The organism is Cytophagales bacterium (assembly GCA_033344775.1).
Taxonomy (GTDB): Bacteria; Bacteroidota; Bacteroidia; order Cytophagales; family Cyclobacteriaceae; genus JAWPMT01.
This window is the reverse complement of sequence record JAWPMT010000002.1, coordinates 821446-835275: the sequence shown is the minus strand read 5'-3', so window position 1 is coordinate 835275 and position 13830 is coordinate 821446. Positions and strand designations below refer to the sequence as shown.

Genomic DNA, 13830 nt, shown 5'->3' with positions numbered 1-13830 from the left:
GTGGGTTCTAATAGCGTTGTGTTAAGTAAGCTTCAATCTTTGCGGTATCTCTTGCACACAGGTAATCTGGTCGCTGACTACCCATTGGCTTAGCAGAATTATTAACACCATTGTAGGTTATAATAGCTGTGTCTCTTTCGTATGGTGAAACATTCGAAGGAGAAGCATGAAAAATATTCGGATGAAAGAATAAAACCGTTCCAGCAGGCCCTTCAATGTGCTTTATGCCGTGCTCATCGGCCATATCTCGTACCAGCTGACGAGCTACCGTATATTTTAAATTGTTGCTTAATGAATGCCGAAAATCTTTATCCATGGTCATCGATTCCAACTCATTCTTGGGTTCAAAATCCGCGAGCCCTTCCTTATGAGAGGCTGGTATTATCATTAAACTTCCCTGATACGATCTGGTATCCTGAAGCAGGATCATCACCGATACCATTGCAGGATCCGAGACCTGATCATCCAAATGCCAATAGGGGAAATCCTGATGCCATTCCCATACATCTCCGTCAAAAGCTTCCTTAATGTTTATTTTGTATTGATAGAGATAGACATCATCTCCGATCAACTGTTCTCCAGGTATTACAAGGCGAGGATCTTTATATAATTCCTCAAAAAGCTTATTCGAATAGTGTGGAGCGAAGACAGACCTGACATCTCCATTACTTTCCCTTATGATGTTGGGTGAATTCGTATGATCCCGGAATTCGGCGATGGCTGCTTTTAACTCGTCAACCTCCTCGCTTCTGAACAATTCCTCAAGCAAGAGGTAGCCATTCTCTGCATAAAATGCCGTCTGTTCATCGGTAAGTCTAAAATTCATATGTCGTTGTTTCTTTTTGTTCACTTTCCTCGTTGTTTGACCACTTAACGATCTCAATCAATTCACCGAGTTTTTGGATCGTATCGGATTGAAAAAAATCTTTGACCAAAATGGTTGTATCGAATTCCTTGTTTATCCTTCCTAGCGTAGAAGTTGCTTTAAGAGAACTTCCTCCCAGATCAAAGAAGCTATGATCCACGCTAATTTTATCAGTCTCTAATTCCAATACCTCACTCCATATTTCGGTGAGTCTGATCTCTGTTGCCGTAGCAGGAGATCTGTACGTATTTACTTCCTCCAAGCTTACTTCCGGCAATGCTTTCTGATCTAGCTTACCATTGGTTGTAATGGGCAACTCCTGAAGGTGAACAAAGTGCGCCGGTATCATGTATTTGGGCAACTGTAGCTCGAGGTGGTTTCGTAATGCTGATGCAGTAAATTCGGCTTCTGAAACGTAATAGCCCACAATAGCAGCACTGTCATTTTCACCGTTTGTCAATACCACAGCTTGCTTTATCCCATCATGATTTGACAAGGCATATTCAATCTCTCCTAGTTCCACCCTGAGCCCTTTGAGGTTGGTCTGCTCATCAGATCTACCGCGGTATTCGATGTTCCCATCAGCAAGCCATCGCACGATATCTCCTGTTTTATATAACCGTTCTCCCGGAGCATAAGGATGCTCCACAAACTTTTCATCGGTCAGTTCCTCCTTATTCAGGTAACCTCGAGCCAGCCCTACTCCACCAATGCACAATTCACCAGGCACGCCTGATGGCTGCAATTTTCCTGTTTTGTTTAACACCAATACTGTGGTATTTCCTAGCGGTTTACCAATTGGAATTGCCAATGACTCATTTTCACCTAAACAATCGAAATATGTCGCATTAATGGTGGTTTCGGTAGGGCCATAAAAATTGGTAAGCCGGGTTTGATTAAGGTCATTTAGGATGCGTTTAAACGCGCGTACCTGTGACTTTTTCAAGGCCTCTCCTCCGGAAAAAACATGCTTCAAAGAATTCAGTCTCGGAGGTTGATTCGCATGATCCACATGATTCAGAAAAACTTCCAGCATGGAAGGAACAAAATTGATCATGCTCACCTGATATTTGTCGATTGCTTCGCTCAGCAAAATGGGATCCTTCTCGTCTCCTGATGGTAAAATGCATAGACTAGCCCCAGCTTGTGACCACCAAAACAACTCCCGGACTGATACGTCAAATACGCTTGTGGTTTTCTGTAAAAGAACGTCTTTGTGGTCGATCGGATAGGTTTGTTGCACCCAGTGCAGTCTTCCCATCAGGGACTTGTGTTCGATCATGACCCCTTTGGGCTGACCTGTACTACCTGAGGTATAAATGATATAAGCCAGATTTTCTGGTTTCGCCCGACTAACAATGTGCTCCTCCTCAAGCGCTTCATATTGTATTTCGTCTAACTCCTGCGTAGGAATGGCTGCGTTAATCTGTGATTTTGAGGCTGAGTTCAATAACAAAAAAGTAGCGCCACTGTCTTCCAGGCAATAGTCGATTCTGGCCTTGGGAAATTGTGGGTCGATCGGCAAGTAGGCAGCGCCAGCCTTCAAAATACTGTATATGCCCACGACCAAATCCGGCGAACGGTCACACATGATACCAATTACATCACCACTGGCAACCCCTCTTTTGATCAGCAAACTGGTCAACTTGTTTACACGAGACTGAAATTCCTTGTAACTCAATACTTCCTCATGAAATATGAGCGCAGGACGGTCTGGCACTAACGAAGCATTTAATTCAAACAGGTCTATGACTGTTTTATCTTTTGGATAGTCGTAGGAGGTATCATTGAATGAGAGCAGCTGTTGTTGTTTTTCCTGCTCATCAATGACGTCAATGTCTCCCAACAGAATGTTCACATCTTCAATGACAGAGGATATAATTCGCTTGAAGTAGGCAATGAATCGCTTGATGGTTGCTGCTTCAAATAATTGCGTAGAGTAGCTCACCATTACCTCGAGTTTGTCATCAGACTCGCTGACGGTAAACGTCAAATCAAATTTTGCAACCTCATGTCCATTGGATTCAGGAAGCAAAGTGAGTCCGGGGATATTCAGTTGTTCTCCTTCAAAGTTTTGATAGGAGAACATCACATCAAACAGCGGATTGCGACTGGTATCACGTGTAAGACCCAGTGCTTCTACTAAATCCTCGTATTGAAAATCCTGATGGTCAAAACAACTGAGTACCTTCTGCTTTACCTCCTCTAGAAATGCCTTAAAGCTCAGCTGGTTATGCGGATGATTTCGTATTGCCAGGGTATTGACGAACATGCCTTGCATCTCTTCCAGATCAACATGGTTGCGACCCGCGGTAGGCGTACCTATAACAATGTCCTGTTCATTGCTCAGCTTACTCAAAAGCACATTCAAAACACCAAGGAGCGTCATAAACATGGTCGTGTCATTTCCCTGGTTGATTGCTCTAAGTCCTGATACTTCCTCGGAAGTCAGTGAAAAGTTCACCAGATTTCCCTGGTAGTCTTTTACTTTCGGGCGAGCGTGATCCGTGGGTAAATGCAATACACCGACCTCCTCTTCAAACTCACCTAACCAGAAATTTCTTTGGATATTCAGGTTTGCTTGTTGTGTGGCACTCTGCTGCCATTCCGCATAGTCTTTATACTGCAACCGAGGCTTTTCCAACCACTCCCCCTCATAGATGCGCATGAAATCGCTGATCAAATGTTTCTGAGAAACTCCATCACTTATGATATGATGCATATCTATCATCATGATGTTTTCCTCTGAAGACAGTCGGATCAGACCTACCCTAAGTAACGGCGGTTTACTCAAATCGAAGGGTCGAATGAAATTTGAAATAATCTCTCCTACCTCACGCCCATCAGGTTCAAAGTCTTCAATTCCAAAATCCATACGGTCGATGGGGCGCTGTACAAGTTCACTTTCAAGTCTTTCAATGGCCGTGCGGAAAATCTCATGACGTTCGATCAATGCAATAAACGTGGATTCAAGTTTCGATTTGTCGACCTGTCCTCTCAATCTAACGACCTGCGGCATATTATAAGCAAGTGAAAGCTTGTCAAACTCATACAGGAAATGAAGACGTTGTTGTGCGGAAGATGTCACGTAATAAGGCTTCTCCGGGGCAGAAGAAATAGCTACATGGTTATCACTTGACAATCCCTCTATATGACTTGCTAGGCTTCTTATGTCCTGATGCAAGAACAAGTCTTTCACAGGTAATCTTACCGCCAAATCCTTGGACACCTTATTACACAAGGCCATGGCTTTGAGCGAATGACCTCCCAGATCGAAAAAACTCTGATTAACTCCAATCTTTTCTTTCTCAATCTTAAGGACTTCACTCCATAGTTCCGCTAACTGTATTTCTATCACCGTATCGGGGGCAACATAATCCTCGGTACACTGCACTGATATCTTAGGAAGGGCCTTTTTATTTACTTTGCCATTTGCAGTAAGCGGAAACTCATCCAACTGCTTGAAATGAGCAGGGATCATGTAATCTGGCAACTGTTTAGACATGAATGATCTCAATGAATCGATCGTCAAATCTTCTTTAGTGGTAAAGTAGGCCGCAAGTACTTTATCTCCCTCGTGATCAATCACAACGACTTCAGATTCCAGAACGGACCCATGTCCCAGCAGCTGAGATTTGATCTCTCCTAGTTCAATCCTGAAACCTCGAATCTTAAGTTGGTCATCGACCCTGCCGATAAACGCTATTTGCCCCTCATCTGTCCAACGCACCATATCCCCTGTTTTATAAAGGCGATCTCCAGGTCGATAAGGATTATCTATAAATTTCCTATCTGTCAGGGAAGTGTTGTTTAGGTATCCCCTGGATACACCATCTCCACCCAGGTACAATTCTCCTCTGACGCCCTTCGGTACTAATTTTTGATGTGCATCCAGAACAAAGCAAGTACTGTTTGAAATTCCCGAACCAATTGGAATGGTTACATCATTATCACTCACCTCACTTATTTCGAACCAGGTGGAAAACGTGGTATTTTCCGTGGGTCCATATACGTGATGAATGTTCACATCTGGAAACAATGCCTTGAACTTACTCACATGAGGCACAGAAACCTGTTCCCCTCCAAATAGTAGATATTTCAATCGTTTCAGAGAGCCTAACTCCGCATCTACCAACGCGTTAAACAAGGCCGTCGTGAGGAAAAAGGAATCAACCGCTTGTCCTGATATAAGTGAATCCAATGCCGGCAGATCCAGGAAAATGTCTTCATCGGGTAGCACGAGAGCACCTCCATTTAACAGAGGCATGTACAGGTCGAATGTAAAGCCATCAAAAGAGAAATTTGACAGGCTTAAAACACGATCTTCTTCCTTCAATTGCATATAGTTCTGCCCATGGACCAATCGGACAACTGACTTCTGATCTACTTGTACTCCTTTTGGGGTTCCAGTGGTACCGGAAGTGTACATGACGTACGCCAACTGTTCCGAGCTCCCATTGTTCTTAAGGTTGTCTGTAGGTTGATCCGTACCCACCGAAATCAGATCAAGTACTTGTCTACCACGCCCTATTGTTGGAGGAAATTCTCCAATACACAAAACGACCCTTGATCCGCTATCCTCCAGCATGTAACTCAGCCGATCCTCTGGGTAATCAACATCTAGAGGCAAGTAAGCACCCCCGGATTTTAATATGCCCAGAATACCGGCAACCGCTTCGATAGAGCGATCAGCGTACACCCCAACCAGCTCTTCTTTTTCGATACCACACGACTGGAGCACGCGCGCTATTTGATTGGACCTGGCGTTCAAATCCTGATAGCTAATCTGTCGCTCACCGGCAATTAAAGCCACGCGATCTTTTTGTGAGATTACCTGATTTTCAAACAGCTCCGCAATAGATTTATTGGGATATGCTACCTGGGTCGCATTGAATCCTTCTAACAGTTCACGCTTTTGATCCTCGGACAGTATTTCAATCTCTGAAAGTTGGATTTCGGCATTGGCAGTGACTGTCGCAATAATTTCTCTGAAATAAGTAACAAATTGAGCAATCGTCGACGCAGCAAACAATTCTGTTGAATAGTTCACATGCATTCGTATTCCATTCTCTGTTTCGCTGACGATAAAAGTCAAATCGAATTTGGCCACTTCATGAGGACTATCAACCGATTCAATAGCAAGACCCGGTAAGGTCAAAGATGTTCCTTCTGCATACTCATAAGAGAACATGACATCAAACAGAGGATTGCGATTGGTGGTACGTTGAAGGTCAAGCGCCTCAATTAACGCTTCATATTGATAATCCTGATGATCAAAACACGTAAGTACGTTTTCTTTGACGGTGGTCAGAAAGTCCAGGAATTGGAATTCGCCTCTAGGGTAATTACGTAGTGCCAGGCTATTGACAAACATGCCCTGAATCTTCTCCAAATCAGCATGATTTCGTCCGGCTATTGGCGTTCCAATAACGATATCTTCCTCATTGCTCAGTTTCGACAAAAGCACATATAAATAAGATAAAAAGGTCATGAACATCGTTGTGCCCCCGACTCTGCTTAACTCCTTCAATCCATCTATTTCTTCGGCCATCAAATCAAATTGAGCGGTGGCACCGGAATAGTCTTTTTCTATTGGTCTCGCATGATCCGGAGGTAACTCCAGTGCTGGAACTTCATCTGAAAATTCCTCAAGCCAATAAGCTTTATGGGCAGATAAGTTGTCCTTGATTTCAGGAAGGCGTTGCCATTCCGCATAGTCTTTGTACTGCAGCAAAGGTTCACTCAACGGATCACCCTGATAAAGCTGCATGAATTCCCTGATCATCTGATCTTGCGAAGCTCCATCACTAACGATGTGATGCATATCCACCATCAGCAAATGATCTTTGGAAGATACCTCTACCAGTCCGGCCCGCAACAATGGAGGATTACTCAGATCAAAAGGTCGAACAAAATGCCTCATGGTCTTATCCAGATCATGCTCATCCGATTCGTAAGACTCAATGGCAAATTTGAATGCTTCAAACGGCTGCTGTACAACCTCCCCTTCCAGCATCACAATGGAAGTGCGTAGTATTTCGTGTCGTGCAATCAATGATTGAAAGGAGGCTTCCAGCTTGTTAATTTCCAATTCTCCGCTCAGTCTAAGCGCATAAGGCATATTATATGCCGTCGATTTCCTATTGAACTGATGCAGGAAATACAGCCTTTGTTGGGCTGAAGAAGTAACATAGTGGGATTTATCCTGAGCTTTGGGTATACGATTGCTTCCAGCTACCAGATCTAATGCCTCAATATGATTGGCCTGGCTCCTGATATCCAAATGGCTGAATAAGTCTTTTACTGAAACAGTTACACCAAACACCGAAGTAATCTTGTTTGCCAGGGTCATCATCTTCAATGAATGACCACCCAAATCGAAGAACTCATGATCGATCCCTATTTGAGTCTTATCCAAACTCAACACCTCACTCCATATACCTACCAATTGTCTTTCAATTTCAGTACCTGGAGCGGTATAAGTCACACCATTGGCCATGTCCGGATCTGGTAGAGCTTTTCGATTTAGTTTCCCTATTCTGGTCATCTGAAACTCATCGACCTGGACATGATAGGTAGGGACCATATGCGCAGGAAGGCGCTCCGCCAAAAAGTCACGCACCTCTGACGAGCTCAACTCTTTGTTGGCACGGAAGTAACTTACCAGCACTTTGTCCGACCCCTGTTCTTTTATAACTACAACTGCTTCATGAATAGATGCATGTGCAGAAAGGCAGTTCTCAATTTCGCCTAGTTCAATCCGGAATCCTCTGATCTTTACCTGATCGTCGCCTCGACCTAAGTAGGCAATGTCACCACTTGGCAACCAACGAGCCATGTCCCCGGTCTTATAAATTCTTCTTGTCCGCTGGTGTGGATCTTCAATGAACTTCTCAGCTGTTAACGAATCATTGTTCAGGTAACCTCTGCATACACCATCTCCGCCAACAAACAGCTCTCCTTTCACTCCTGGCAAACTAAAATTGCCCTGTTCATCCAGGATGTAAACCTGCGTAGTAGGTATAGGTTTACCAATGTTAGACACGGCCGAGGAAAGGTCAGATTCACTCAAATGCTTGTAGGTCACGTGAACGGTGGTTTCCGTGATTCCATACATATTGATCATTTCAGTGGTCGGGTATCTTTCCTGCCATGACCGGATCGCGCTGGGAATTAATTTCTCCCCTCCGAAAATCACTTTTCGAACTCGTAGTGATGATTCAGGATGTGACTGATCTATCTTCAGAAGGCTTTGGAAAGCAGTAGGAGTCTGATTCAGAATGGTTACTTCATGTGCTCGAAGTAACTGATGGTAAGTAGCCGTGTCTCGTGCTTCGTCTCTTGTCAACAACACAAGTTTGCCGCCATACAGCAAGGCTCCGTACATTTCCCACACAGAGAAATCAAAACCATAGGAGTGAAAAAGTGTCCAGACATCTTTTTCATCAAAATCAAATATGGGAGCATCGTTGAAAAATAACCGTACTACCTGACGATGTTCAATCATTGCTCCCTTTGGGCGACCTGTTGTACCAGATGTATAGATGATGTAGGCCAGGTCCTTACTTTCATTATCTGAAGGCAGATTACAGGTCTCATGTCGCCGGATTAATTCATCGGAAACATTAATCACCTCATAAGGTGTTAATAGTTCGGTCTTTGAAGTGGCCAACAATTCTTGAGTCAATACCACCTGACAATTGCTGTCCTTTAACATGTATCCCACCCGTTCCTCCGGAAGTGTTGGGTCTATGGGTAGGTATCCTCCGGAAGCTTTCAGTACGCCAAGAATGGATACAACCTGATCAACAGGATCATCTAACAGTAAGCCTACAATAGATTCTCTTTGTACACCCTTCGTCTTAAGGTAACCTGCGATCTGATTGGCTCTTGCATTCAAATCAGCATAACTGACTTCATTTCCATGATAGCTCAAAGCGATCCGGTCCGCATGCTTTTCGACCTGTGTTTCAAATAAGGTCACCAAGGTTTCCGATGTTGGATAACCGATGGTTCTGGTAGAATTTGTTTGTCCTAGACCAGCAGCAAGGGCAGCTGGTAAAATGCTTTGGTGATCAATAACGTCTTCCGGATGATCAATGATCTTCTTTAACGTCGATTCATAGATCGACAGAAAATCTTTGGCCAATCTATGGCTCATAAACGACGTGAGATAGGACAAAGAGCAAGAGAGTTGCCCCTCTGTTGTACTCACGGTAAAAGCCATCCCAAAATTGGTTCTTTCGTAGCTTTTCGCTTCAAAAGGGGCATGAAGCACCTTTGCCGAATCCCTCAATTCGTCGGAATCCTGAAATGAAAGATTCAGGGCTTCATAGACATGAAAGTCAACGAAATTGAAAATAACATCAACAATCGGGTTTGTATGATCAGACTTATCTTCTACAAGTGACGAAATTTCATGCAACGACAAGTGATCGTAGCCTTTTAACAAAATCAACTTGTCATGAATACCCTTTACTAAATCATGCCATGTCTTTTCTTCCTGGAAGGCATATCGAAACGGTACCGTATTTAAAAAACATCCCAGTACCTTGTCTCCATCTTCTACTTCAGGACGGTTATTAGTAATTAACCCTGTAGTAAGGTCACTATTGAATGAATATAGTTTTATGCAAGATAAGAATGCAGCATAACAGACTGATTTAACATTTAAATGATGTGCCTTTGCATAAGACGATAGTCTTACGAGGGTGTCATCGGAAATATCGAAACTTAGCTGCTCAAATACTTGAAAATCTTCAGTTTCATCAAAAACAAACCGATTGTAATCAGCTAATTCTTCCTGCCAAAATTCTTTGGACGCTTTACTTTCCCTTCGTATTCGTTGTTCGACAATGAGGTCTTTGTAGGTGCTTTTCAGTTGTGCGGGTGCGAAATCCTGATCCTCCAGTAGTTTGTAGTAGGTTTCATGAAGCTCTGTACTGAAAGATGCATTACTCCATCCGTCAATGATGGCATGGTGAAAGATGAAGCATAAAATATAGTTGTTATCTCCTAGCGAATAGGATTTGTACCTCCATACCCCCGGTCGAGACAAATCAAATCCTGAGTGCTTGTCTTCTTCCAATTGCGTGGTGATGATCTGTTTTTGCTCATCAGCAGAACTTGAACCCAAATCCTGATGTACATAATCAACCATTCCATTCTCATGCACAAATTGAAGCGGCTCTTCTTCATCCATGCTAAAGCTTGTCCTCAGCATTGGATGTTTTTCGACCATTAATCCCAACGCTTTCCTGAAGACCTCTGCGTCGAAATGCTTCATTTTGAGCAGGTTTGACATCTGATCGTGATAAACCCCCTCTTCCTTAATGGAATGGAATATCATGCCCTTCTGTATATCGCTCATCGGATATACATCTTCCAGATGACCATACCCGACCTTTGCCTGGTATTCTTTCAATAAGGTGTCAAAATGCCGGAGCACCTCATTTCTTAATTCGTTTTCCTGATTTTCAGATGATCGAGTCGGGATCAGTGTGGCTATTTGCGCGATCGTCTGATGTGTGAACACATCTGCTATCCTGACCTGTGAACTGAAAAATTGATTGATTCGACTGACGATGTTGATCACCTTGATGGAGTCTCCACCTAAGGCAAAATAATTGTCATTCCGGCCAATTTTCTCCACTTTCAAAGCTTCGCTCCAGATTTGAGCCAGTTGTACTTCCGCCTCATTCTGAGGTGGTTCATAGCTCCCTTGCTCAGCATCAAAATCATCAGGTAAGGCCTTAAAGTCCACTTTTCCATTACTTGTCAAAGGCAACTGATCCAATTGAACAAAGAATGAGGGAATCATGTAGCCCGGAAGCTGCGCAGAAAGGTGTGTTCGAAGCAGATCGACTGATATTGGAGCATCAGAGGCATAATATCCTACCAGATATACCTCCGCGCCCTCTCCTCGACTTGTTACAGCTACTTCTCTAATTTCAGGATAACTTTGTAAATGCGTTTCAATCTCTCCAAGCTCAATACGATAACCTCGCACCTGCACTTGATGGTCAATCCTTCCAAGGTATTCAAGTTCTCCATTGGCTAACCAGCGACCTGCATCCCCTGTCTTGTAAAGTCGTTCGTCTGCTCGAAACGGGTTTGAAATAAATTTCTCTGAGGTGAGATAGGTGTTATTGATATAGCCACGGCAAACGCCATCACCACCGACATACATCTCTCCTTTTACACCAGGCAAACATAAATTCAACTGATCATCCAGGATATATATCTGAGTAGTAGGAATAGGACATCCAATGTTGGAAACTTTGGATTGGAAGTCGGGTGTAGTTAACAACTTGTAGGTTACGTGGACTGTCGTCTCAGTAATGCCATACATGTTGATCATTTCGGAGGCCGGATATTTTTCATGCCATGGCCTGATCGTAGCTGGATTCAATTGCTCTCCTCCAAAAATCACCTTTCGAACACTTAGGGACGATTCTTTTACCGATTGGTCAAATGCTTGAAGGCTCTGAAAGGCGGTGGGTGTCTGATTCAAGATTGTTACACCATGCTTCGCCAACAATTGATGAAAAAGGGCTGGATCTCGGGTATCTTCTCTTGAGAGCAATACCAATTTACTTCCGTGGAGTAACGCGCCAAATATTTCCCAAACAGAAAAATCAAAGCTATAAGCATGAAACATGGTCCACACATCTTCCGGACCAAAATCAAACAAGGTCGCTTCGTTGAAAAACAGTCGAACTACCTGCTTATGTTCGACCATTGCTCCTTTGGGTCGGCCTGTTGTTCCTGAAGTGTAGATGATATAAGCAAGATCGCTACCTTCTATTGCTGAGTGAATTGAAGTAATTGGTAACCTGGAGATTTCATCATCTGTCACCAAAATGACCTGATAAGGATCCAAAAGCTCCTGTCGATCAATTGCTTGTATGGCTGAAGTTAGCACTGTTTGACAATTACTGTCTTTTAGCATATAGCCAATGCGTTCCTCTGGGTGTGAGGTATCAATTGGAAGATAACAACCCGACGCTTTTAATGTCGCGAGGATAGCTACAATCTGATCCACAGGATCATCTAACAGTAAACCTACAATTGACCCCATTGTAACCCCGTGATTTATCAGATAACCTGCAAGTTGATTGGCACGAGCATTCAGCGAGGCATACGTTAATTCCTCACCGTGATAGCTTAACGCAACCCGGTCATGATGTGTAGCTACTTGTCTGTCAAAAAGAGAATTCAGGGTTTCGGTTGTAGGGTAACCAATACCTGAAGTATTGTTTTGATCGAGTAGTTGAAATCTCTCTTCAACGGATAACAGGTCAATGGCAGATAGTTTTATCCCACTATTATTTAATATGGAATCAACTACTTTCCTAAGGCACTTCAGGAATCGCTCTGCGGTATCTGGCAGGAACAATTCAGTCGAGAACTCTAGTTCGAAGCGTAACCCTTTATCTATTTCGGTCACAAAAAAAGTGAGATCGAACTTCGAGGTTTGATGCGTTATTGGGTGATATTTCAAAGTCGCACCAGGTATTTTTAACTCCTGGGTCTCGTTATTTTGAAACACAAACATGACATCAAACAGAGGGTTTCTATTCGGCTCCCTGCTCACCTGTAGCATGTCGATCAGCGATTCATATTGGTAGCTTTGATTTTCGAACGCTTCAAGCGTATTCTCATTTACTGCCGCTAAGAAGGACTTGAAAGTCAGCTCTCCTTTTGGGTGGTTACGTAAGACCAGGGTATTCACAAACATCCCAATCAATTGCTCCAGGCCCGCGTGGTTTCTTCCAGCCGTAGGTATTCCAATGACGATATCGTCCTGATTTCCCAGCTTACTTAAAAGTATGTTCAGTGCTGAGAACAATACCGTAAACAAGGTAGTCCCTTCTTCCCGAGCCAATCGGTTTAATTCAGTTGTTTCCCTGGCATCTAAAGTAAACTCAGTCTTGCCTCCACTCCGGTCCATCAATCGTGGACGGGCATGATCCCTTGGCAATTCTAATACGTTCAAGGGCTCCGAAAACACCTCTCGCCAATGGTTACCCTGTGTCAACAAATCTGATTGGTGGGACTCACTTTCCTGCCACTCTGAATAGTCTTTGAACTGTATAGATAGTTCAGGCAACTCTTCTTCCTGATACAATCGCACAAAATCAGAAATTAAGATTCCTTCAGAAGCTCCATCACAAATGATGTGATGGGTATCTACCATCAAAACATGATCTTGTTCTGAAATCTTAATTATTCCAATCCGAATCAAGGGAGCAAAGGCAAGATCAAATGGCCGTATAAAGGATTTTACCAGTCCATCGATATCCGACGCTCCACCCTCGAAATAGGTAATTTCAAGATCAAATTCGTCATGTATTTGTTGCACAATCTCCTGACCTTGCTGCACGAAAGATGTACGCAATACTTCATGGCGATCTACCAAATTCCTGAAAGCACCTTCGAGTTTAGGCTTATCAATGGCACCTTCAATGCGAACGACTTGTGACAGATTATAGGCGATTGACGTTTTGTCAAACTCTTGAATGAAATAGAGGCGTTTCTGGGCAGAAGATAGTTGATAGTGATCTTTAGATTCAGCTTTATCGATCTGTCGGGCAGGTGCGGGAAAATCGAAATCTTCCAGTAGATCCAGAATCTCGCTTTCGTTTTCCTTTATCAGTACCTTTAGTTCTTCTGACAAGCCGTTTTTGGGGTCGATAATTTCAAGCGCCGCTCCTTTTGCGCTCAACCTCACGCCCAACTCATTCAATTTAGAAAATAAATCTAGAATATCCATGGTACCCTTAACCTCAAGCACACGTGTCAACTCAAGGCTTGCTAGTTCTTATCAATTGGCCTGTTTAAAAAACTTGTTCAACAGCTTAAAAAACAAAAAACGGAATAACTTATGCGATGATCAGCACTACAAATTCAAATATACGCTTGTAGTTGTCCCTTAATTTTCAGCTATTTAGTGTTGGTTTTCA

At 43.2% G+C, this 13830-nt stretch carries 2 protein-coding genes; both read right to left on the bottom strand.

The window, feature by feature from the left end; all coding sequences use genetic code 11:
• Positions 1-7 precede the first annotated feature (7 nt).
• On the bottom strand, positions 8-826 hold the full coding sequence (locus R8G66_07720) for a phytanoyl-CoA dioxygenase family protein (GenBank protein ID MDW3192236.1): 819 nt from the start codon (positions 824-826) through the stop codon (positions 8-10).
• The gene (locus R8G66_07715; GenBank protein ID MDW3192235.1) at positions 816-13640 is read right to left on the bottom strand and encodes an amino acid adenylation domain-containing protein; all 12825 of its coding nucleotides are present in this window, start codon (positions 13638-13640) and stop codon (positions 816-818) included. Before R8G66_07715 ends, R8G66_07720 begins: the two co-directional genes overlap by 11 nt.
• Positions 13641-13830 lie beyond the last annotated feature (190 nt).